Genomic DNA, 22152 nt, shown 5'->3' with positions numbered 1-22152 from the left:
GCGACAATGCGGGCCTTGTGACGCAGCCGGATGGGCAACATGCAGGGAATCCAACGTTGGGAAGGTGCGCTCGGCATTGCCGCCGCGGGAGTGTTCGTGGGCGCGGTGCTGGGGTTCGGCGCGGCGTTGCCGCTGTTCGACCCGGTCGGCCATCCGGTCGCGTTGCTCGGTGCGATGGGCGTGCCGCATGCGCTGGCGTTCAATATCGTCGGCTTCGCGTTGCCGGGCCTGCTGGCCAGCCTGGTGGCGCTGCGCCTGCTGCTGCGGGTGCCGCGCACCGCGCCGTGGTCGATGCGGGTCGGCGCTCAGCTGCTGATGCTGGCCGGGGTCGGCTTCACCGCGATGGGCGTGCTGCCGCTGGATACCCGCGATCTGGACAACCCGGCCAGCCAGTACCACGCCAGTGCGTGGATGGTCTGGGTGCTGGCCTTCGTGCCGGGTGCGGTGATGTCCGGGGTCGGGGCGCTGCGGCTGCCAGCGTGGCGGGCGGCAGGCCGCCTGCACCTGGCCTGCGGGCTGGGCGTGCTGCTGGCGGCGTTCGGGCTGCAGGCGCTGCTGCCGGCGCCGCTGGCCCAGCGCGTGGCCTTCGGCGTGTGGTTGCTGTGGCTGGTGGCGGTGCTGCCGTTGGCCCCCTCCGCGCGACGTGCCTGAGCGCGGCGCCGGCCGCTGCCGCGCCCGGGTACGCCGGTGGGCGCGCGGCGGGCGGCCGAGGCGTTTGGCCAATCTCCTGTCAATTCAATGAGATGACAGGTTTGGCCGCGGCAGTGGGCAACCTCGATTGGAGCCCTATGCCGCACTGCGGTACCCTGTGCCGCTTTGCCGCCGCACTAGCGTTTATATGACCAGCGTCGAACCCAACGTTTACGATCCGCAGCAGGTTGAATCCGCCGCCCAGCAGTACTGGGATGCCACCCGTGCCTTCGAGGTGGGCGAGGCGTCGGACAAGCCGAAGTACTACTGCCTCTCGATGCTGCCGTACCCGTCCGGTGCGCTGCACATGGGCCACGTGCGCAACTACACGATCGGTGACGTGATCAGCCGCTACAAGCGGATGACCGGTTACAACGTGCTCCAGCCCATGGGCTGGGATGCCTTCGGCCTGCCGGCCGAGAACGCGGCGATCAAGAACAAGACAGCGCCGGCCAAGTGGACCTACGCCAACATCGAGCACATGCGTGGCCAGTTCAAGGCCATGGGCTATGCGATCGACTGGTCGCGCGAGTTCGCCACCTGCACACCCGAGTACTACGTGCACGAGCAGCGCATGTTCACCCGGTTGATGCGCAAGGGCCTGGCCTACCGCCGCAATGCGGTGGTGAACTGGGACCCGATCGACCAGACCGTGCTGGCCAACGAGCAGGTCATCGACGGCCGCGGCTGGCGTTCCGGCGCGCTGGTGGAAAAGCGCGAGATTCCGCAGTGGTTCCTGCGCATCACCGATTACGCCCAGGAGCTGCTGGACGGCCTGGACGAACTGCCGGGCTGGCCGGACTCGGTCAAGACCATGCAGCGCAACTGGATCGGCCGCTCCGAAGGGCTGGAGATCCAGTTCGACGTGCGTGATGCCGACGGCAGCGCGCTGGATCCGCTGCGCGTGTTCACCACCCGTCCGGACACCGTGATGGGCGTGACCTTCGTGTCCATCGCCGGCGAACATCCGCTGGCCCAGCACGCGGCGAAGTCCAACCCGGCATTGGCCGCGCTGCTGGCCGAGATGAAACAGGGCGGCGTCTCCGAAGCCGAACTGGAGACCCAGGAAAAGCGCGGCATGGATACCGGCCTGCGCGCCATCCATCCGGTCACCGGTGCCCAGGTGCCGGTGTGGGTCGCCAACTTCGTGCTGATGGGCTACGGCACCGGCGCGGTCATGGCCGTCCCCGGCCACGACCAGCGCGACAACGAATTCGCCAACAAGTACGGCCTGCCGATCCGCCAGGTCATCGCGTTGAAGTCGCTGCGCAAGGAAGAAAGCGCCTACGACGCCACCCGTTGGCAGGACTGGTACGGCGACAAGACCCGCGACACCGAGCTGGTCAACTCCGAGGAGTTCGACGGGCTGGATTTCCAGGGGGCTTTCGAGGCACTGGCCGAGCGTTTCGAGCGCAAGGCCCAGGGCCAGCGCCGCGTGAATTACCGCCTGCGCGACTGGGGCGTCAGCCGCCAGCGCTATTGGGGTTGCCCGATCCCGGTGATCTACTGCCCGAAGTGCGGCGCCTTGCCGGTGCCCGAAGAGCAGTTGCCGGTGGTCCTGCCGGAGAACGTCAACTTCGTCGGCACCGGTTCGCCGATCAAGGCCGATCCGGAATGGCGCAAGACCACCTGCCCGGACTGCGGCGGCGCGGCCGAGCGCGAGACCGACACCTTCGATACCTTCATGGAGTCGAGCTGGTACTACGCGCGCTACACCTCGCCGGGTGCCCGCGATGCGGTCGACAAGCGCGGCAACTACTGGCTGCCGGTCGACCAGTACATCGGCGGCATCGAGCACGCGATCCTGCACCTGATGTACTTCCGTTTCTTCCACAAGCTGCTGCGTGATGCGCGCATGGTGGACAGCAACGAGCCGGCGCAGAACCTGCTGTGCCAGGGCATGGTGATCGCCGAAACCTACTACCGCCAGAATCCGGACGGCTCCAAGGACTGGATCAACCCGGCCGATGTCGATGTGCAGCGCGACGAGCGCGGCCGCATCGTCGGGGCGACTTTGATCGCCGACGGCCAGCCGGTGGTGATCGGTGGCACCGAGAAGATGTCCAAGTCCAAGAACAATGGCGTGGACCCGCAGGTGATGGTGGGCAAGTACGGCGCCGACACCGTGCGTCTGTTCTCGATGTTCGCCGCGCCGCCGGAACAGTCGCTGGAGTGGAACGAAGCCGGCGTGGACGGCATGGCCCGCTTCCTGCGCCGTTTGTGGGCGCAGGTGCAGAAGCATGCTGCCGATGGCGCCGCCCCGGCACTGGACGTGGCCGCGCTGAACGCCGAGCAGAAGGCACTGCGCCGCAAGACCCACGAAACCATCGGCAAGGTCGGTGACGACTACGGGCGCCGCCACAGCTTCAACACCGCCATCGCCGCGGTGATGGAACTGATGAACGCGCTGGCCAGGTTCGACGACGTCAGCGAGCAGGGCCGTGCGGTCCGCCAGGAAGCGCTGCGCGCCACCGTGCTGCTGCTCAACCCGATCACGCCGCATGCCAGCCATGCGCTGTGGCAGGTGCTGGGCCACGCCGAGGAACTGCTGGAAGACCGGGCGTTCCCGGAAGCCGATCCGGCCGCGCTGGTGCGCGATGCGGTGACGCTGGCGGTGCAGGTCAACGGCAAGCTGCGTGGCACCATCGACGTGGCGGCCGATGCGCCGCGGGATCAGATCGAAGCCCTGGGCCTGGCCGAGCCGAACGCGGCCAAGTTCCTGGAAGGTCTGAGCGTGCGCAAGATCATCATCGTGCCGGGCAAGATCGTGAACATCGTGGCCGCCCCGCAGGGCTGATCCTGTCCTGCCACCGGTTGCCTGCGCGCCCGGTGGCAGCGATCTCCAGCGGCCGGTGACGGACACGTCCTGTGGACGGTCCGGTATCAAGTCCTGTTCACGCGGCATCCGGCACGATCACTGCTTGTTGCCGCGACCGCCCGGCTCCTACAGACTGTATCCATGACCCGATTCCTGCTTGCCCTTGTCCTGACCGCAACCCTTGCCGGGTGCGGCTTCCATCTGCGCAACAAGTTGATGCTGCCGGCCGATACGGCTGCGGTGCAGGTGGTCTCCACCGCGCCTTACAGCGAACTGGTCAAGTTGCTGCGCCGTGGCCTGCAGGCCTCCGGGGCGCAGCTGGCGGATCCGGACAGCACGGGCCCGGCCTCGCAGCTGCAGGTGTTGTCCGAGCGCTGGGGCGACCTGCCGATCGCGATCGATGCCCAGGGCCGTGCCCAGGAGTACAGCCTGCGCTACGCGGTGATCTTCATCTTCCGCCGCGAAGATGGCAGCGAGCTGGTGCCGCAGCAGGTGATCGAACTCTCGCGCGACTACGTCTCGCCGCCGACCGACGCCACCGGTACCACCACCGAACGCGAGATCCTCGCCGACGAACTGCGTCGTGAGATGTCCGCCTCGATCATGCGCCGCATCGACAGCGTGGTCCGTGCCGAGCTGGAGCATGGCCGTGCCCCGGCCAAGCCGGGCACCACCCCGGTCGTGACGCCCGCCGCCACCCCGACCCCGGCGCCGGCAGTACCGGCCGACGTCCCGCAGGGACACTGAGTCCGGTCCGCCTGCGGATCGGCCTGCCCGGATGGAACTGCGCCCCGAACAGCTTGCCAGCCAACCGGCCAGCCAGCCGTTGGCCCCGGTCTACCTGATCGCCGGTCCGGAAACGCTGCGTGTGCTGGAAGCAGCCGATGCCGTGCGGGCGCGCGCACGTGCCGATGGCGTCAACGAGCGTGAAGTGTTCGACGCCGATGGCCGTGACTTCGACTGGAACCAGCTCGACGCCAGCTTCAACGCGCCCAGCCTGTTCAGTGCACGTCGCCTGATGGAGCTGCGCCTGCCCAGCGGCAAGCCGGGCAAGGAAGGCGCTGAGGTGATCAGCCAGTTCTGTGCCAACCCGGCCCCGGACGTGATCCTGCTGATCACCTGCAACGAGTGGAGCAAGGCGCACCAGACCAAGTGGGCCGATGCCGTCGGCCGCGCCGGGGTGATCTCGGTGGCCTGGGCGATCAAGCCGCATGAACTCACCGAGTGGATCGAGCGCCGCCTGCGTGGGAAGGGCCTGCGCGCCGACCCGCAGGCGGTGCAGCGCCTGGCCGAACGGGTGGAAGGCAACCTGCTCGCCGCCGCCCAGGAAATCGACAAGCTGGCGCTGCTGGCCGACGGCCAGACCCTGGACGTGGACACGATGGAGTCGCTGGTGGCCGATGCCGCCCGCTACGACGTGTTCCGGCTGGTCGAGGCGACCTTCTCCGGCCAGCCCGCCGCCGTCCTGCGCATGATCGCCGGTCTGCGCGCTGAAGGTGAAGCGGTGGCTGCGCTGACCCCGATCGTGATCCGCGAACTGCTGTCCACCGCCGGTCTGGCGCGGGTGCAGGCACGCGGCGGCAACCTGGCCGCGGAAATGAAGAGCCGTGGCATCTGGGAGTCGCGGCAGGCGCCGTTCAAGCGCGCGCTGCAGCGTCACCCCGAGGTCAAGCGCTGGGAGCGCTTCGTGGCCGAAGCCGGGCTGGTGGACCGCATCGCCAAGGGGCGCGCCGACGGCGATGCCTGGCTGGCGCTGGAGCGGCTGTTGATCGCCGTCTCCGAAGCCCGCGCCGTGCGCCTGCTTGCCCGGGCCTGAGCCCATGGGGCTGCGCATCTATTACGGCGGGACCTTCGATCCCGTTCATCTGGGCCATCTGGCCATTGCCCGTGCCGCACGCGACCAGCTGCAGGTCGCCGTGCGCCTGTTGCCGGCCGCCGATCCGCCGCACCGCGCCGCGCCTGGCGCGGACGCCTTGCAACGCCTGGCGATGCTGTCGCTGGCCATTGGCGATGAACCTGGGCTCCTGCTGGACCGGCGCGAGCTGGACCGGGCCGAACGCCAGCCCGGCGTGCCGTCCTACACCGTGGATACCCTGCGCGAGCTGCGCGCCGAGCTGGGCCCGCGCCAGCCGATCGCCTGGCTGGTCGGGGCCGATAGCCTGTTGGCCCTGCCCAGCTGGCACGAGTGGGCTGCACTGTTCGAACTGGCGCATTTCATTGTCGCCGACCGCCCGGGCAGCCCGTTGGCCGACGCGCGCGACCCGGTGCTGGCGCAAGCCCTGGACGGGCGCTGGGCCCGCCACGAGCGTGAAATGTTCAGCGCACCGGCCGGGCGCCTGATGCGCCTGCAGGCCCCGTTGCGCGAGGAGTCGGCCACGGCGGTGCGCACCCGGATCGCCGCCGGCGGGCCCTGGCAGCAGTTGCTGCCCGAGGCGGTCGCAGGCTACATCATCGACCACCGCCTGTACGGCGCGGTACCGTCGTGAATACGCGCGGGCGCGCCGCCCCGTATAATCGGCCCCACATTTATCGAGTTGACCCGCTTTGAGCAACCAAGCCCAGCCCCAGACCATCAAGGTCCAACTGCCCAATCCGGCGCCCTCCGTTCTGCAGCTGCTCGAGTGCGTGCGTGGGGCCACCGAAGAACTGAAGGCCAAGGATCTCGTTGAGATCGACGTGATCGGCCGCTCCAGCGTCGCCGATTACATGGTGATCGCGTCGGGCACCTCCAGCCGTCACGTCAAGTCGATCGCCGACGAAGTGGTGAAGTTCGCCAAGAAGCTGGGCGTGATGCCGCTGGGTGTGGAAGGCGAGCGCGAAGCCGAATGGGTGCTGGTCGACCTCGGCGACGTGGTGGTCCATGTGATGCTGCCGCGCGTGCGTGAGTTCTACGCGCTTGAGCGCCTGTGGACCGTCGGCGACCAGCCGCCGATCGAGCTGCTCGACGATGCGGATGACGACTACGACGCACGCTGATCGCAGCGTGCCCGGTCACGACAACGGCGCCGATGGCGCCGTTGTCTTTTGCGCCGCCGCCTGCGGTGGCTGCGGAGGACAGACATGAAAGCCAAGCTGATCGCCACCGGCGAGCGCGCCCCGTCCTGGGTTGCGCAGGGCTTTGCCGAGTACCAGAAGCGGCTGTCGCACTGGTTGCCGTTCGAGCTGGTCGAGATCGAGCCCGGCCTGCGCGGCAAAGGCCGCGATGCGCGCCGTGCGACCGATGACGAAGGCAAGCGGGTGATCGCCGCGCTGCCGAAGAATGCCTATGTCGTCGCGCTCGATGTGCCGGGCCGCCAACTCAGTTCCGAGCAGTTGGCGCAGCGCCTGGAACATTGGCGCGGGCAGGGCAGGGACCTGGCGTTCCTGATCGGCGGGCCGGAAGGCCACTCCGCCGAGGTGTCGGCGATGGCCGACGAGAAATGGTCGATCGGTCCATTGACCCTCCCGCACATGCTGGTGCGGCTGGTCGTGGCCGAACAGCTGTACCGTGCCGCGGCGATGCTGGCCAACCATCCGTATCATCGCGCGTGAAATAGTTGTCGTCAGACGGGTTACATCTCGCGAAAAACGGGCTACAATGCGCACCCCGCCCGAATAGCTCAGCCGGTTAGAGCACTTGACTGTTAATCAGGGGGTCGTTGGTTCGAGTCCAACTTCGGGCGCCAAGATTCGAGAAAAAGCCTCGCAGCGATGCGGGGCTTTTTTTGTCCGCGATTTACGCGCGTGCCGCGACCCAAACAAAAAGCCCGGGCACTGCCCGGGCTCCTTGTTCCCCAAATGCGCTTGCCTCATTCGAAGGTGTACTTGACCCCGACAGTGAAGTAACGGCCCAGCGCACCGGAGAAGTGCATCGGGTTGTAGTTCACCGCACCGTAGGTGGTCGGGTCGAGCGGGGCGATGCGGTCGAATACGTTTGCCACCGAGGCATTGAGCTCAAAGGCGTCGGTCACATTCCAACGGCCAGACAGGTCGACGGTGGTGAAAGAGGAAATCTTTTCCACCGGCGTTCCGTCTTCATAGAAGGCTTGGTAGTCGCCGCCACGCTTGTCGATGTTGTCCATTTTGCCGATGTAGTTGGCGATACCGCTGACGCTCCATGCTCCCTGCCGCCAGGTGGTGCCGAAGTTGACCTTGTCCTTCGGCGTGCCGATGCAGTTGGTCACATCGCAGTTACCGTGTGTGCCAGCGTAGTCAACAGTCTCACCACCCTCGGTCCGTTCGAACTTCAGTACATGGCTCCATTGCAGATCCATCTCCAGTTGGCCAGGACCGATGTCGAAGGTTTGGCGCACGTCGGTGTCGATACCGCGGACACGCGAGGAATTGGCGTTCACATACGCCGTGTTGACCGCGAGAATGCTGCCGCTGTTGGCAACGCCACCGATGTTGTTAATGTCACGCAGCACATTGCCTGCGCGGATGGCTGCATTGGTGCTGCCTTGAGCAATCTCGTTGGTGCGCTTGATCTGCCAAGCGTCGACGGTCAGGGAGGTGCTGGAGGTAGGCTGCAGCACGACGCCCAGCGAATAACTCTTGGACTCTTCCGGCTTCAGGTCCTTGTTCGGACGGGTAATGATGGCCACCGTCCGGGCCGTGCATTCGTTGGCGGGGTCGATGAGGCAGCGCACCGGGTCGGACGCATTGGAAAATGCAGCCAGGCCGCCGTCGCCGTTCTCGGCGGGGTTCGGTGCGCGGAACCCTTCGGCATAGCTGGCGCGCAGGGCGATCCAGTCGGCCGGGGTCCACTTCACGCCAAGCTTTGGCGTAGCCTTTCCTTCACCGCTTTCGTATTTGTCGTAACGCATAGCCGCCGACAGTTCCAGCTGTTCCAGCACAGGTGCAGACAGCTCGACGTAGCCGGCGTACACGTTTTGGGTGCCATCATAGGCCGAGTAGCCCAAGCCGATGATGTCACCCTCGTCGGTATAGGTCTGTGGAGTCAGGCTATTGCTGGTCTTGCGCCATTCGGTACCGACCGCCAGTCCGAGCGGGCCGCCCTTGAGGTCCATGAGACTGCGAGAGACCGTGAAGTCGAACATGTCCAAGCCGGACTTTGCACGGGCGCTGATGGTCGGAGAGATGTAATCGTACAGAGCCTGCGAATTGAGGTTGGCATTGTCACCGATACGCCACACGCCGCCTGCGCAGTTCGGGTCAGCCAGGGCGCACTGCACGGCGCTGTAGCGCAGAAATCCGGTGCGCTTGTTGACGAGATCGGTAGCCGAATGCAGGTAAGCGGTGTCGTAGCTCCATTCACCCCAGTTGCCTTTTACGCCCACCAGGAAGCGGTTGAACTCGTTGGTGTTGTTGGTGACGCGTGGGCCCACGTCCCACGCCGAATAGCGCAGCCTGGACGCCTGCCCGGGAATGGGATTGTCGGGATGGTCCGGGCCAAGCACGGTGGCCTTTGAGCCGCTGTTTGCGGTTACCACGCCACCGGGGAAGCCCCAAGTGCCCGCCGCCCCGGAGGGCGTATTGCTGAAGATCGTTTCCTTCTTCGAGTAACCAATTTCGGTATAGATCTCGCCACCTTCACCGAAGGCAAAACTGGCACGACCGAACACGTTGACGTACTTCTCTTCCGGAGTCAGATCACGGTATTGCTGGGACGGATCCCACAGGCAGCCCTGTGCCTGTGCGGTGGCATCAGTCTGGCCAGGTATCGTTGTGAGGTTCGCACAACCCGGCAGCGCAACGAGGAAGGCGGGATTTTCCTCATCCACATTACGGTCATCGAACACCGACCCATTGGGCCCAACGCCGCCGGCCGTACCGCCGGAGAGGTAGGCACCGCCGAGGAACTGTGCATCGGCTGCATCGTAGCCCCAGCGGCGGATGTCACCGGTGCCGATCCACTTCCGGTTTTTGCGGTCGCTGATCTTGATCGCGTCGGTCTTGCCCACGTCCAGGCTGAAGAACGCATTCCAGCCATCGGTGGCGAGGTCGCCGGTACCGGCGGTCAGGGTGGCCTTCTTGGCATCGCCGTCGCTGTCACCGGACAGGCCGTAGGAAGCACGCAGGATCGCACCTTGGAAGTCGCTGCGCAGGATGATGTTGACCACGCCGGCGATGGCGTCCGAACCGTAGATGGCCGAAGCGCCGTCCTTGAGCACTTCCACGCGCTCGACGGCGTCGAGCGGGATGGTGCTGAGGTCGGTGAACACCTTCTGGCCGTCATCGGCCAAGCCGTAGGTCGCCATGCGACGGCCATTCAATAGAACCAGGGTCGAGCCGGCCCCGAGGCCGCGCAGCGAGATGCCCGCGCCACCACCGGCAAAGCCGTTACCGAAGGTTTTGGGAATGGAGCCAGCACCATCGGCGGTAATGGTCTGCAGATACTCGGCCAAGGTGGTCTTGCCGGTACGGTCGATTTCCTGGCGGGTGACCACCTGGACGGGGGAGGGGGTTTCGGTGTTCGTGCGGGGGATGTTCGACCCGGTGACGGTGATCCGGTCAAGGTTGGTCGCCTGCTCCTGCGCGAACGCGGAGGACGACGCCATGGCCCCTACCAGCAGCAGCGCGCCGCTGGTCAGGATCGTGGAAATGGAATGGGCCAGGGTATTTGGGCGGCTGTCGTCGCGGCGTTGGATCGGGTGTTTCACAGCTTCTCTCCTGACTGGGAAAACCTAAATGTCATTGAGTCGACACCAGAACAGTGCCAACGGCGCCAATCTAGGTTTCCGTCCTGTGACGCAAGAGTGAAAAATTGCTTAATTGGGGAGAGATGCTGCGCGTCCTAGTTTGTGAATGGGGAGCTCCCTCACGGGGCTCCCATTCACTCAGCGCGGCAACGAAAAATCGACCGGAACCAGGCCATCGGCGGCGACGGCCTGCCCATCGACGAGGGCGGGTACGAAACGCCAGTGACGCAGCACCTGCTGGCGGGCGGCCTGGTCGAGCACGCGCGAACCACTGCTCTTCTCGATACTGACCGCAACCGGGTTGCCCTCGCTGTCGACCCGGATGCGCAGCAGGACCGTCCCCTGCTGGCCGAGGCGGATTGCCGCGACCGGATACGGCGGTGGCGGCGCGCTGCGGTACTGCAGCTGGGCTCCGGCGGTGGGCGACGACGTGGCGGGGGCAGATTCCAGCGCCGGTGCGGCGGTCTCGCTGGCGGGCATCGGTGCCACCGCGGGCGCCTCGTCGAGGGTGGCGGTGGGTGTTGGCAGCGGTGCCGGCGCGCGTTGCGTGGTCACGGGCACGGTCGGAGGAAGCCGCGGCGGATCTGCCGGAGGGTGATGGATGATCTCCAGCGGTGGCGGCGGAGGCAGCACCCAGGTCACCTGCATGCGTTCGCGCGGTGCCTTTATCAAGGGTTGGGTAGCCGGGATCAACAACAGCATCAGGGCCAGCGCGTGGACCGCGATGGCGGTGCTCCACCCGAGCACGCGGGAGGCTTCGATATGCAGGGGGACAACCGGGGACGGGGTACGGACCATGCTCCACTCTCCTTGCCAGATGTGCGGGAACATCAACGTGCCTGCGCGGCGCGTGGGGTCAGGCGGGGCCGCGCACTGACAGCAATACCCGAGCCCGACACGGGCCGGAAGTCAGGGGCAGGGTGGCGAGTTGGCTGGCAGTCAGGATCCAGCTGCAGACAGCATGACGGCGCCCGCAGGCGCCGTCATCCCAGGCAGGAGCGGACAGTGGGTCCGCTCGCGTCTGACGTGTTAACGGCCCAGGTCGAACACCACGTCCAGGTTGACCGACACGGTCGATTCACCCGGCGACACCGGGGTGGAGACATCGGCCGCCATCGGCGCGGCCGCTGCACGCATCATCACCGGGCGGAAGTTGCCGCCACCGCTTTCGGAGATGCTCACGATCCGGCGCACGCGCAGGCCCAGCGACTTGGCATACGTCTCAGCGCGGGCCTGGGCCTTCTTCAATGCGGCCAGGCGGGCTTCGTCATAGACCGGCTCGGGCTGGTCGATCTCGAACTGCGGGCCGTTGATCTGGTTGGCGCCCTGCGCGGCCAGTGCATCAAGCACTTTGCCGAGCTTGGCGATGTCGCGCACCTTCAGGCTGACCGTGTTGCTGGCCTGGTAGCCGGTGATCTTCGGCGCCTCATTGTCGGCGTAACGGTACTGCGGGCTCAGGTTGACGCCGCTGGTCTGCACATCCCGCTCGGCAATGCCGGCGGCCTTGATCGCGGCGAGCACCTTGGTCATCTGCTCGGCGTTCTGGCGCATGGCGGTGTTGCCGTCCACGGCCTGGGTGACCACACCGGCCGACAGGGTGGCCACGTCCGGCACGCGCCTGGCCTCGGCGTTGGCCGAGATGTTGAGCAGGGTGCCGTCGGCCGGCACGGCGATGGTGGGCTGGGACTGGGCGTGGGCGGTCATCGAAGCTCCCAGGGCAAGGGACAGGGCGAGCAGCAACGGGGACAGGGACGGGCGGCGCATGTACATCTCCTTGTGAAGACGTTGAGGTTGGTGTCGGGGCGATGAACGCGTCGTGAGGTTTGATGGGGTCGATCACGATTCGGTCGTGTTGCTCGCGATTCAGACAGTAGGCTCAGGTTATGCTTCCTCGATGCTTTATCTCGCCTCTCGATCCCCCCGACGAAACGAACTGCTTGCGCGCCTGGACCGACCGTTCCAGGCGCTCGACCTTCACGTGCCCGAAGTCCGTGCGCCCGACGAGTCCGCCGCCGATTACGTGCAGCGGGTCGCCGCCGACAAGGCGCGCGCCGGGCTGGCACTGGTGGCGCAGGACCCCGATGCGGTGGTGCTGGGTTCGGACACCGAAGTGGTGCTCGATGGACGCGTGTTCGGCAAGCCAGCCGATGCCGAGGATGCGCGCGCGATGCTGCGCACGCTGGCCGGGCGCACGCACCAGGTGATGACCGCCGTGGCGCTGGTCGCTGCCGGCCGGGAGCAGGGCGTGCTGGTGGTCTCGGAGGTGACGTTCGCGGCGATCGACGAGGATCGGATCGCGGCCTACGTGGCCAGCGGCGAGCCGATGGACAAAGCCGGCGCCTATGCGATCCAGGGCGGCGCTGAACGATATATCCGCCACCTGGCGGGAAGCTATTCGGGTGTGATGGGTTTGCCCCTGCAACAGACCGAGCAGTTGCTGCAGGCGTTTGAACTGAAGGGAGTCGCCCATGTCTGAAGAAATCCTGGTCAATGTCACCCCGCGGGAAACCCGCGTCGCCGTCATCGAAAACGGCATGCTGCAGGAACTGCATATCGAGCGTGGCTGGCGCCGTGGCGTGGTGGGCAACATCTACAAGGGCAAGGTGCAGCGGGTGATGCCGGGCATGCAGGCGGCGTTCGTCGAGGTCGGGCTGGAGCGCGCGGCGTTCCTGCACGCCAACGATGTGATCCGCCCGGCCCCGGTGGCCAGCCCCGACACCGAAGGCACCACGCTGCCGCCGCCGTCCTCGGTGCCGATCGTGGAGCTTCTGCGCGACGGCCAGGACATCGTGGTGCAGGTGGTCAAGGACCCGATCGGCACCAAGGGCGCCCGCCTGACCACCCAGATCAGCATTCCCTCGCGCTACATGGTGCTGCTGCCGCAATCCAAGGTGGTGGGCGTGTCGGCGCGGATCGAGGACGAGACCGAGCGCGCCCGCCTGAAAACCCTGGTGACCGAGCTGTCGGCCCAGCACGGGGGCTACGGCTACATCGTGCGCACCAACGCCGAAGGCCAGCCGGCCGAGGCGATCGCCGAGGACGTGGCCTACCTGTCGCGGGTCTGGAACGTGGTGGAGCGCCGTGGCCGCGATGCCGCCCCGCTCAGCGTGATCTACGAAGACCTGAGCCTGCCGCTGCGCTCGGTGCGCGATCTGATCCGCAAGGACGTGGACAAGGTCAAGGTCGACTCCAAGGAAACCTTCAACCAGCTGCAGGCGTTCGTGGCCAAGTACATGCCGGTGCTGGCCGAGAAGATCGAACTGTATAGCGGCGATCGCCCGATCTTCGACATGTTCGGGGTCGAGGATGAGATCGGCCGCGCGCTGGACAAGCAGGTGCCGCTCAAGTCCGGTGGCTACCTGGTGATCGACCAGACCGAGGCGATGACCACGATCGATGTGAACACCGGTTCGTTCCTGGGCCAGCGCAACCTCGAAGAGACCGTCTTCCGTACCAATCTTGAAGCGGCGCAGGCCGTGGCGCGGCAGCTGCGGCTGCGCAACCTGGGCGGCATCATCATCATCGATTTCATCGACATGGACGATGCCGAGCATCGCCGCCAGGTGCTGCGCACGTTGGAGAAGGCGCTGGCGCGCGACCATGCCAAGACCACGGTCTACGACTTCTCGCCGCTGGGCCTGGTCGAGATGACCCGCAAGCGCACCGTGGAAAGCCTCGAGCGCCAGCTCTCCGAGCCGTGCCCGGAGTGCAGCGGGCGCGGCTCGATCAAGACCGCCGAAACGGTGACCTACGAAATCTTCCGCGAGATCACCCGGGCGGTGCGTCAGTTCGACGCCGCGCGCCTGCTGGTGATCGCCTCGTCCAAGGTCGTGGCACGCATCACCGACGAGGAATCCTCGGCGGTGGCCGAGCTGGAAGAGTTCCTGGGCAAGAGCATCCGCTTCCAGGCGGACGAGCAATACCTGCAGGAGCAGTTCGATGTCGTGCTGCTCTGATCGCGGCCGGTCCGGCACTCCCAGGTTCCGATGAGCACACCGCTGCGCCTGCGACTGCGCCGGATCCGCCGCCATGCTGTGTATGCGGTGGCGGTCCTGCTCGTGGGCGTGGCCCTGCTGGTTGGCACCGCCAGTCAGTTGCTGCCGTTGGCCGAGCGTCATCCGGACAAGGTGGCGGCCTGGCTGAGCGCGCGTGCGGGCCAGCCGGTGCGCTTCGATGCGCTGGATACCGCCTGGACCCGGCGGGGTCCGCTGCTCCAGCTCAAGGGGCTGCGGATCGGTGAAGGGCAGGGGCTGCGTATCGGCGAGGCCGAGGTACTGGTCTCGATGTATGCCGGCCTGCTCCCGGGCCACTCGCTGACCGAGCTGCGCCTGCGCGGTCTGGCGCTGGTGCTGCAGCGCGCCGACGATGGCCGCTGGTCGGTGCAGGGCCTGCCGGAGTCCGGCGGCGGCGATCCACTGGAAACGCTGCGCCGCCTCGGCGAACTGCAGGTGATCGGGGGCCGCTTGAAGGTGGATGCGCCCTCATTGGGCGTGAACGCCGTGCTGCCACGGATCGATCTGCGCCTGCGCGTCAACGGCCAGCGCCTGCGTGTCGGTGCGCGTGCCTGGGCCGACCCGGCCGCGCAGCCGCTGACGGCGGTGCTGGAGTTCGAGCGCAAGCGCGGCGACGGCCAGGCCTGGCTGTCGGCCGATCCCGCCGATTTCCATGCGTGGTCCTCGCTGCTGCAGTTCGGCGGCATCGGGTTGCAGCAGGGCACCGGTGAGTTCAAAGCGTGGGTCGACCTGCGCGATCACCGGGTGGTGATGGTCACCACGGATGCGGATCTTCAGAACGTGCAGGTGCGCGGCGTGACGCTGGCGGACGGCACCCACCCGCAGCTGGCGTTGGACACGCTGGAACTGCGTGCACGCTGGCGCTGGGTGCAGGGTGGCTGGCGCGCCGATGCGCCGCGGTTGCGGATCGGCATGGAAGGCAGCACCCAGCAATTGGATGGCCTGCTGCTGGCAGGCGGTCAGCACTTCGCACTGGCCGGCGACAACATCGATGCCACAGCGCTGCTGCGTGGCCTGGCGCTGACCGACCGCATCGATCCGGGCCTGCGCGAGTGGCTGCATGAGGCCGCGCCCCACGTCCGCATGACCCGGGTCCGGGTGGCGGGCGAGCTGGGCGGCCCGCTGTCGGTCGAGGGCGATCTGGAAGACATCCGCTTCGCGGCGGTCGGGCATTCGCCCGGGCTCAGTGGTGTGGGTGGCCGCTTCAATGGCGATGCCGATGGGTTCACCCTGGATCTGCAGCCGCAGCGGGTCATGCATTTCGACTGGCCCAGCGGCTTTGGCGAGCGCCACGATGTGCGCCTGGCCGGCCGTCTGGTCGGCTGGCGTGATGAAGCCGGTGGCTGGCGCATCGGCACCCCGGCGCTGCGCGTGCAGGGCACCGACTATGCCGCCGACGTGCGTGGCGGGATCTGGTTCCAGAACAACGGCACGCGCCCGTGGCTGGAACTGGCGGCCAAGATCGACGATGTGCCGATGACCGCCGCCAAGCGGTTCTGGATCCATTCCAAGATGAGCAAGGCCGCCACCGATTGGCTGGATGCCGCGCTGGTGTCCGGGCAGGTGCGCGGCGGTGTCGGCCTGGTGACCGGTGATCTGGAAGACTGGCCCTTCGACAAGAACAACGGCCGCTTCGAAGCGACCGGGCACATCGACGCCGGGAGCATCCGCTTCCAGCACGACTGGCCGGCCATGAACAAGGTCGATGCGGACATCGCCTTCATCGGCCCGGGCTTCGAACTGCATGGCAAAGGCGACCTGGCCGGGGTAGCCGTCGACCACTTTGACGCCGGCATTCCCGATTTCGGCGAGACCGACCTGTACGTCAAGGCGACCAGCCGCAGCGATGCCGGTGCATTGCTGGCCATGCTCAAGCAGAGCCCGCTGCAGGCAATCTACGGCGAGACGCTGGACAACCTCACCGCGAAGGGGCCGGCTGCGGTTACCTTCGATCTGCTGCAGCCGCTGCATCACGACGAGGGCGGTGGTCATCTGCAAGGCACGGTCGATCTGAACGGTGCCACCCTCACCGAGAAACGCTTCGACCTGGTCTTCGACAACATGCGCGGCCAGGCCCGGTATGGCCATGGCGGCTTCGACGCGGAGAATCTCGCCGTGCGTCACCAGGGCCAGGAGGGACGGCTCAGCCTGCGTGCCGGCGAGTTCGTGCGTGACCCGCAGCAGGCCTTTGAGTCCGAGCTGACCGCTTCGCTGGAGGCTGGCGCGCTGCTGGACCGCGCGCCGGAATTGAACTGGCTCAAACCCTATATCCAGGGCACCTCGCGCTGGACCATCGGGGTGACCCTGCCCAAGGTCGCCGCGGGCAGCAAGGTCGAGCCGCCGACGGTGCTCAAGCTGCATTCGGATTTGGTCGGGACCACGCTGGAGCTGCCCGCTCCGCTGGACAAGCCGGCCGCCACGCCGCTGGCTACGGCCGTCACCGCGCAGCTGCCGATGGGCAGTGGTCGCGTCGACGTGGCCTTTGGCCAGCGTCTGGCGCTGGCAGCGCGGACGCACGACAACCAGACCGGTGTGCAGGTCACCCTCGGCAGCGACCAGGTGGATCGGGACCCGCCGGCCAGCGGGCTGGTGGTGAACGGGCGCAGCGGCTCGCTGGATGCGCTGGAGTGGATCGGCCTGGCCCGATCGCCCGAGGGCGGCGATGACAAGGACCCGATGCCGCTGCGGCATGTGGATGTGCAGGTCGGGCAGCTGCTGCTCGCCGGTGGCGTGTTCGCGCAGACCCGGCTGCAGTTGCGCCCGACTGCCAACAGCGTGGACGTCCGCCTGGATGGCCCATCGCTGGCGGGCAGCCTGAGCGTGCCCAATGCCGAGGGCGGCACCATCGTCGGCAAGCTCAGCCGCGTGCACTGGCAATCGCTGCCCACGCCGGTCAAGGCGCCCAGCGATGGCGCCCCGATCCTGCTGTCGCCGGACGTGATCCTGCCAGCGCGGGTCCAGGCCAGTGCGAACGACACCAATCCGGCCAAGATCCCACCGCTGTCGCTGGATATCGACGACCTCCAGTTCGGCAAGGCCAAGCTCGGCCAGGCCGTGCTGCGCACCCGGCCGATGGCCAACGGCCTGAGCGTGGACCAGCTGCAGTTCCGCGCGCCCAAGCAGAAGATCGACGTCAATGGCCGCTGGATGGGCATGGGCGAGGCCGCGCGCAGCCAGTTCAATGTGCAGGTCAAGAGCGAGGATCTGGGGGGACTGATGCAGAACCTGGATTACGGCGGCCAGCTGCGGGGCGGCCAGGGCCAGCTGAGCATGAGCGCCGGCTGGCAGGGCGGCCCGTCCGATTTCCAGCTGGGCGCGCTGCAGGGCCAGCTCGACGTGCATGCCCGCAACGGCCAGCTGCTGGAGCTGGAGCCCGGCGCCGGTCGCGTGCTCGGGCTGCTGAGCGTCACCCAGCTGCCGCGCCGGTTGATGTTCGACTTCCGCGACTTCTTCTCCAAGGGCTTTGCCTTCAACCAGATCGAAGGCAGCGTGGCCTTCGGCGACGGCATGGCCACCACCGACAAGGTGCTGATCGAAGGCCCGGCCGCCAACATCACCATCCGTGGCCAGACCGATCTGCGCCAGCAGCGCTTCGACCAGACCATCGACGTCAACCCGCGCGCGGGCAACCTGCTGACCGTGGTCGGTGCGGTGGCCGGCGGACCGGTCGGTGCGGCGGTCGGCGCGGCGGCCAACGCGGTGCTGTCCAAGCCGCTGGGCGAGATCGGCGCCAAGACCTACCGCGTGACCGGCCCCTGGGCCGAACCCAAGGTCGAGGTGATCGACCCCGACACTGCGCCCAAGCCGGCCCCGGCCGCAGCGCCGGCGCGCTGACCCCTTTCCCGCGCCCGGGTTGCGATTGCGCCCGGCGCCCATAGATCAAAGAGCATGAACAACAACGCACTTTCGCTGGCCACCGACCGTCTGCTGCTGCCCGCCGGGCTGGATGCGAGCGGTCTGGAACGCACGTTCGGCACCCTGTTGGGCCCGGGCATCGATTTCGGGGATCTCTATTTCCAGCACGCGCGCCGCGAGAGCTGGAGCGTGGAAGACGGCATCGTCAAGGACGGCGCGCATTCGATCGAGCAGGGCGTGGGCGTGCGCGCCATCGCCGGCGAGAAGACCGGCTTCGCTTATTCCGACGACATCCACAGCGACGCCCTGCTGGCCGCGGCCAACTCGGCCCGCGCGATTTCCCGCGAGGGCGGGGCGCAGTCGGCCCGCTCGCTGGTGCGTGGCAGCGGCCGCGCGCTGTACCCGGCGCTGGACCCCATCGATGGCATGGGCAACGAGGCCAAGGTCGAGATGCTCAAGCGCCTGGACCGCTACCTGCGCGCCGCCGACCCGCGCGTGCAGCAGGTGATGGTCAGCCTCTCCGGGGGCGTGGACACGGTGCTGATCGCGCGCAGCGATGGCGTGCTCGCCGCCGACATCCGCCCGCTGGTGCGTTTGAACGTGCAGGTGATCGTCGAACAGCACGGCCGTCGCGAATCGGGTTATTCCGGCGGCGGCGGCCGCTACAGCTATGAAGAACTGTTCGCCGACGGGCGCCCGGAGGGCTTCGCCCGCGAGGCCCTGCGTCAGGCGCTGGTGAACCTGGAGGCGATCCCGGCCCCGGCCGGGGTGATGACCGTGGTGCTCGGCCCGGGCTGGCCCGGCGTGCTGTTGCACGAAGCGGTTGGCCATGGCCTGGAAGGCGACTTCAACCGCAAGGGCACCAGCGTCTACGCCGGCCGGATCGGCGAGCGCGTGGCCGCGCCGGGCGTGACCATCGTCGATGATGGCACCCTGGACGGGCGCCGCGGCTCGTTGAACATCGATGACGAGGGCCACCCGACCCAGTGCACCACGCTGATCGAGGACGGCATCCTGGTCGGCTACATGCAGGATTCGCTCAATGCGCGCCTGATGGGCGTGGCCCCGACCGGCAACGGCCGCCGCGAGTCGTTCGCGCACATGACCATGCCACGCATGACCAATACCTACATGCGCGCCGGCCAGCACGATCCGGAAGAGATGATCCGTTCGGTCAAGCGTGGCCTGTACGCGGTCAACTTCGGTGGCGGCCAGGTCGACATCACCAGCGGCAAGTACGTGTTCTCGGCCACCGAGGCCTACCTGATCGAAGACGGCAGGATCACCGCGCCGGTCAAGGGCGCCACCCTGATCGGCAATGGCCCGGAAACCATGCAGAAGGTGCGCATGATCGGCAACGATCTGGCGCTGGACGAGGGCGTGGGCATCTGCGGCAAGGATGGCCAGAGCGTGCCGGTCGGCGTCGGCCAGCCCTCGCTGCTGATCGATGGCATCACCGTGGGCGGCACCCAGGCCTGAGCCGGGATGCGTCCCTTCGTGCTGCCTGATGACGCGGCCGCCAGCGGGGTGCTGGCGCCGCCGCGTGAGCGCCGGGACTCAGTCCTCGGCGTTCTCGTCGCTGTCGCCGTCGATGTTGTCCGTGTCGATCGCGTCGTCCGGTTCGTCCTCGGACGCGGCGTTCAGGCCTTCCAGGCCGAGCGCGGCCGGCAGCAGCAGCGCACGCAGCAGCTGGAAGATTTCACGGTAGGCGCGCGGCGGCTTGTTCTTGGCCTTTTCGGCCTGGGCGTTGCGCACCAGCGTGCGCAGTTGCTGGCGGTCGGCGTGCGGGTATTCATCCAGCAGCGCGCCCAGCGCCTTGTCGCCGTCCTTGAGCAGGCGCTCGCGCCAGTCTTCAACGCGGTGCATGGTCGCGACTTCACGGCGCGAGGTCTCGCTGTTGGCATCGAGCGCGTTGCGGATCGCATCCAGCACGGCGTCGTCTTCGCGGCGCATGTGCTTGGCCAGGAACGCCAGCTGGCGCTTGTGGGCGATATGGGCGGTGATGCGCTTGGCCTCGGCGATGTGCGGCAGCAGATCTTCGGGCACCGGCAGGCGCGCCAGCTGGGCCGGGGTCAGCGAGACCAGCTTCTCGCCCAGGGCCAGCACGTCCAGCGCAGCCCGGCGGTTCTGGCTGCGGCTGATATCAAGGAATTCACCGGTTTCTTCGTCGCGTCCGCGCATCGTCTTATTTCCACATCCGTAAACTGTGCCGGCGTCGCGCCGGGCACTCACCTGTACAGGATAAAGCATTGAACGTGATCTCCCCTGAAGTCTCCCCGGCCGACGACAGCCTGCAGCGCCTGGAGCAGCTGGCCGACATCTCCCAGCGCCTGCTGGAGCGGGCCAAGGCCCTGGGCGCCACCCAGGCCGAGGTCAGCTGCAGCGATGAGCGCGGGCTGGATGTGAATGTGCGCCTGGGCGAGGTCGAAACGGTCGAGTCCACCCGTGACCGCGGCATCGCCGTGACCGTCTACTTCGGCCAGCGCAAGGGCAGTGCCAGCACCGCCGACCTGCGCGAGAGCAGCCTGGAGTCGACCGTGGCCCAGGCCTGCGCGATCGCCCGCCACACCGAGGACGACGAAGCGGCCGGCCTGGCCGAGGCGGCGCTGATGGCCCGTGAGTTCCCGGATCTGGACGGCTGGCACCCCTGGGAACTCAGTGCCGACGCGGCGCTGGATCTGGCGCTGGCCTGTGAAGCGGCCGGGCGCGAGGCCGACCCCCGCATCAGCAATTCCGACGGTGCCTCGGCGGCGACCGCGCAGAGCCTGTCGGTGTATGCCAACTCGCATGGCTTTATCGGCCGCGAACGCAGCAGCCACCACTCGATCGGCTGTGCGCTGATCGCCGGGCAGGGCGATGGCATGCAGCGCGATGGCTGGTACAGCAGCGCGCTGGCCCGCGAGGATCTGGACGATGCCGCGTCGATCGGCCGCCGCGCCGCCGAGCGTACCGTCGCCCGCCTGGAGCCGCGCTCGATGACCACCGCGCAGATGCCGGTGCTGTATTCGCCGGAGGTGGCCCGCTCGTTGATCGGCCATCTGCTCGGCGCCGTCTCCGGCGGCGCGCTGTACCGCCGCGCCAGCTTCCTGCTCGACAGCGTCGGCACCCGGCTGTTCCCGGCGTGGTTCGGCATTGAAGAACTGCCGCTGCTGCGCCGCGGGCTGCGTTCGGCCGCCTTCGACGGCGATGGCGTGGCCACGCGCAATTCGGCGCTGATCCGCGATGGCGTGCTGGAGCGCTACATCCTCGGCAGCTACTCGGCGCGCAAGCTCGGCCTGCCGACCACCGCCAACGCCGGCGGCGTGCACAACCTCAAGGTCACCGCCAACGCGGGCGATCTGGTCTCCATTGCCCGGCAGATGGGCAATGGCCTGCTGGTCACCGAACTGATGGGGCAGGGCGTCAACAGCGTGACCGGTGATTACTCGCGCGGCGCCGGCGGGTTCCGTGTGGAGAACGGCGAGATCAGCTACCCGGTCGATGGCATCACCATCGCCGGCAACCTCAAGGACATGTTCGCCAGCATTGAAGCGGTGGGCACCGACATCGATACGCGCTCGCATGTGCACACCGGTTCGATCCTTGTAGGACGAATGACCGTTGCCGGTAACGATTGACGTATTCTATTGGGGCTGCCCTGGCAGGCGGGGAGCCTGCCGCGTGCAATACCCATTACCTCGAACAAGGAGTTTCACGTGAGCGATTTCGACAACGTCACCACCCCGCCGCCGCCGGTGAGCGCACCGGCCCCGGCCGAACAGCGCACCATGGCCCTGGTGGCCCACCTGCTGGGCATCTTCACCTGGTTCCTCGGCCCGCTGATCATCTGGCTGATCAACAAGGACGACAGCAGCAAGAGCTTCGTCACCGACCAGGCCAAGGAAGCGCTGAACTTCCAGATCACCATCACCATCGCGATGCTGATCTGCATCGTGCTGACCATCGTCATCATCGGCGGCCTGCTGGCCCCGATCGTCGGCCTGCTCAACGTGATCTTCTGCATCATTGCAGCGGTCAAGGCCAACAATGGCGAAGTCTACCGTTACCCGTTCGCCCTGCGCCTGATCAAGTAATCGATCCGCAGCGCTGGAACGAAAAAACGCCCGGGAATCCCGGGCGTTTTTTTGTGTCCTGG

Annotated in this window: 17 protein-coding genes and 1 tRNA gene; 14 read left to right on the top strand and 4 right to left on the bottom strand. The window is 67.3% G+C overall.

Annotation, left to right across the window (positions count from 1 at the left end; all coding sequences use genetic code 11):
- Window positions 1–30 precede the first annotated feature (30 nt).
- The 8 genes from ACTT2I_RS12540 (at window position 31) to ACTT2I_RS12505 (ending at window position 7173) form a co-directional block, all read left to right on the top strand.
- Window positions 31–651, top strand: coding sequence for a DUF998 domain-containing protein (locus tag ACTT2I_RS12540; RefSeq protein WP_088434470.1), 621 nt, complete (start codon window positions 31–33; stop codon window positions 649–651).
- Between the two features lie 187 nt (window positions 652–838).
- On the top strand, window positions 839–3487 hold the full coding sequence (gene leuS, locus ACTT2I_RS12535; RefSeq protein ID WP_421099240.1) for a leucine--tRNA ligase: 2649 nt from the start codon (window positions 839–841) through the stop codon (window positions 3485–3487).
- Window positions 3488–3649: 162 nt separating this feature from the next.
- Window positions 3650–4255: an LPS-assembly lipoprotein LptE gene (locus ACTT2I_RS12530; RefSeq protein ID WP_421099241.1), complete on the top strand. Its 606-nt coding sequence runs from the start codon at window positions 3650–3652 to the stop codon at window positions 4253–4255.
- Between the two features lie 31 nt (window positions 4256–4286).
- Window positions 4287–5324 (top strand): DNA polymerase III subunit delta, encoded by a 1038-nt coding sequence (gene holA, locus ACTT2I_RS12525; protein WP_070425626.1) that lies wholly within the window; start codon window positions 4287–4289, stop codon window positions 5322–5324.
- 4 nt (window positions 5325–5328) lie between these two features.
- The gene (gene nadD, locus ACTT2I_RS12520; RefSeq protein WP_421099242.1) at window positions 5329–5994 is read left to right on the top strand and encodes a nicotinate-nucleotide adenylyltransferase; all 666 of its coding nucleotides are present in this window, start codon (window positions 5329–5331) and stop codon (window positions 5992–5994) included.
- A 58-nt stretch (window positions 5995–6052) separates the two neighbouring features.
- A complete protein-coding gene (gene rsfS / locus ACTT2I_RS12515; protein ID WP_088434466.1) occupies window positions 6053–6484 on the top strand; it encodes a ribosome silencing factor in 432 nt (143 codons plus the stop codon).
- An 84-nt stretch (window positions 6485–6568) separates the two neighbouring features.
- Window positions 6569–7039: a 23S rRNA (pseudouridine(1915)-N(3))-methyltransferase RlmH gene (gene rlmH / locus ACTT2I_RS12510; protein WP_259259584.1), complete on the top strand. Its 471-nt coding sequence runs from the start codon at window positions 6569–6571 to the stop codon at window positions 7037–7039.
- A 57-nt stretch (window positions 7040–7096) separates the two neighbouring features.
- Window positions 7097–7173, top strand: a tRNA-Asn gene (locus tag ACTT2I_RS12505).
- A gap of 123 nt (window positions 7174–7296) precedes the next feature.
- Here the strand turns inward: ACTT2I_RS12505 and ACTT2I_RS12500 are convergent.
- The 3 genes from ACTT2I_RS12500 to ACTT2I_RS12490 all read right to left on the bottom strand — a co-directional run bounded on the left by ACTT2I_RS12500 (window position 7297) and on the right by ACTT2I_RS12490 (window position 11913).
- On the bottom strand, window positions 7297–10110 hold the full coding sequence (locus tag ACTT2I_RS12500) for a TonB-dependent receptor (protein ID WP_293978203.1): 2814 nt from the start codon (window positions 10108–10110) through the stop codon (window positions 7297–7299).
- Between the two features lie 177 nt (window positions 10111–10287).
- Window positions 10288–10947 carry an energy transducer TonB gene (locus ACTT2I_RS12495; protein WP_421099243.1) on the bottom strand — a complete coding sequence of 220 codons (660 nt, stop codon included), beginning with the start codon at window positions 10945–10947 and terminating at the stop codon, window positions 10288–10290.
- A gap of 231 nt (window positions 10948–11178) precedes the next feature.
- Window positions 11179–11913, bottom strand: a complete 735-nt coding sequence (locus tag ACTT2I_RS12490) for an SIMPL domain-containing protein (protein WP_088434541.1) — start codon at window positions 11911–11913, stop codon at window positions 11179–11181.
- A 130-nt stretch (window positions 11914–12043) separates the two neighbouring features.
- On the opposite strand from ACTT2I_RS12490, the gene ACTT2I_RS12485 reads away from it, so the two are divergent.
- The 4 genes from ACTT2I_RS12485 to tldD are packed head-to-tail and all read left to right on the top strand — an operon-like array spanning window position 12044 to window position 19496.
- Window positions 12044–12625, top strand: a complete 582-nt coding sequence (locus ACTT2I_RS12485; RefSeq protein WP_088434462.1) for a Maf-like protein — start codon at window positions 12044–12046, stop codon at window positions 12623–12625.
- Window positions 12618–14105 (top strand): ribonuclease G, encoded by a 1488-nt coding sequence (gene rng / locus ACTT2I_RS12480; RefSeq protein WP_176989244.1) that lies wholly within the window; start codon window positions 12618–12620, stop codon window positions 14103–14105. The genes ACTT2I_RS12485 and rng overlap by 8 nt, the downstream gene beginning before the upstream one ends.
- 30 nt (window positions 14106–14135) lie before the next feature.
- Window positions 14136–17996 carry a YhdP family protein gene (locus ACTT2I_RS12475; protein ID WP_443096684.1) on the top strand — a complete coding sequence of 1287 codons (3861 nt, stop codon included), beginning with the start codon at window positions 14136–14138 and terminating at the stop codon, window positions 17994–17996.
- Between the two features lie 54 nt (window positions 17997–18050).
- Window positions 18051–19496, top strand: a complete 1446-nt coding sequence (gene tldD / locus ACTT2I_RS12470; protein ID WP_293978193.1) for a metalloprotease TldD — start codon at window positions 18051–18053, stop codon at window positions 19494–19496.
- Between the two features lie 78 nt (window positions 19497–19574).
- Here the strand turns inward: tldD and yjgA are convergent, their stop codons facing one another.
- Window positions 19575–20198, bottom strand: a complete 624-nt coding sequence (gene yjgA, locus ACTT2I_RS12465; RefSeq protein ID WP_293978191.1) for a ribosome biogenesis factor YjgA — start codon at window positions 20196–20198, stop codon at window positions 19575–19577.
- Window positions 20199–20266: 68 nt separating this feature from the next.
- On the opposite strand from yjgA, the gene pmbA reads away from it, so the two are divergent.
- Both pmbA and ACTT2I_RS12455 read left to right on the top strand, forming a co-directional pair.
- A complete protein-coding gene (gene pmbA, locus ACTT2I_RS12460) occupies window positions 20267–21634 on the top strand; it encodes a metalloprotease PmbA (protein ID WP_088434457.1) in 1368 nt (455 codons plus the stop codon).
- Window positions 21635–21712: 78 nt separating this feature from the next.
- Entirely contained in the window at window positions 21713–22090 is a 378-nt protein-coding gene (locus tag ACTT2I_RS12455; RefSeq protein WP_421099245.1) for a DUF4870 domain-containing protein, read from the top strand.
- The last annotated feature ends 62 nt before the right edge of the window (window positions 22091–22152 follow it).

Origin of the sequence: Stenotrophomonas sp. PUT21, from assembly GCF_052232875.1 — a bacterium.
GTDB lineage: Bacteria > Pseudomonadota > Gammaproteobacteria > Xanthomonadales > Xanthomonadaceae > Stenotrophomonas > Stenotrophomonas maltophilia_N.
Note: the sequence above shows the minus strand (reverse complement) of the source record. Positions and strands in the feature narration are given on the sequence as shown.

Coding starts and splice junctions, on each gene's coding strand:
- ACTT2I_RS12540 (WP_088434470.1), top strand. CDS start 31: ATGGGCAACATGCAGGGAATCCAACGTTGGGAAGGTGCGCTCGGCATT.
- leuS (WP_421099240.1), top strand. CDS start 839: ATGACCAGCGTCGAACCCAACGTTTACGATCCGCAGCAGGTTGAATCC.
- ACTT2I_RS12530 (WP_421099241.1), top strand. CDS start 3,650: ATGACCCGATTCCTGCTTGCCCTTGTCCTGACCGCAACCCTTGCCGGG.
- holA (WP_070425626.1), top strand. CDS start 4,287: ATGGAACTGCGCCCCGAACAGCTTGCCAGCCAACCGGCCAGCCAGCCG.
- nadD (WP_421099242.1), top strand. CDS start 5,329: ATGGGGCTGCGCATCTATTACGGCGGGACCTTCGATCCCGTTCATCTG.
- rlmH (WP_259259584.1), top strand. CDS start 6,569: ATGAAAGCCAAGCTGATCGCCACCGGCGAGCGCGCCCCGTCCTGGGTT.
- ACTT2I_RS12495 (WP_421099243.1), bottom strand. CDS start 10,947: ATGGTCCGTACCCCGTCCCCGGTTGTCCCCCTGCATATCGAAGCCTCC.
- ACTT2I_RS12490 (WP_088434541.1), bottom strand. CDS start 11,913: ATGCGCCGCCCGTCCCTGTCCCCGTTGCTGCTCGCCCTGTCCCTTGCC.
- ACTT2I_RS12485 (WP_088434462.1), top strand. CDS start 12,044: ATGCTTTATCTCGCCTCTCGATCCCCCCGACGAAACGAACTGCTTGCG.
- rng (WP_176989244.1), top strand. CDS start 12,618: ATGTCTGAAGAAATCCTGGTCAATGTCACCCCGCGGGAAACCCGCGTC.
- ACTT2I_RS12475 (WP_443096684.1), top strand. CDS start 14,136: ATGAGCACACCGCTGCGCCTGCGACTGCGCCGGATCCGCCGCCATGCT.
- tldD (WP_293978193.1), top strand. CDS start 18,051: ATGAACAACAACGCACTTTCGCTGGCCACCGACCGTCTGCTGCTGCCC.
- yjgA (WP_293978191.1), bottom strand. CDS start 20,198: ATGCGCGGACGCGACGAAGAAACCGGTGAATTCCTTGATATCAGCCGC.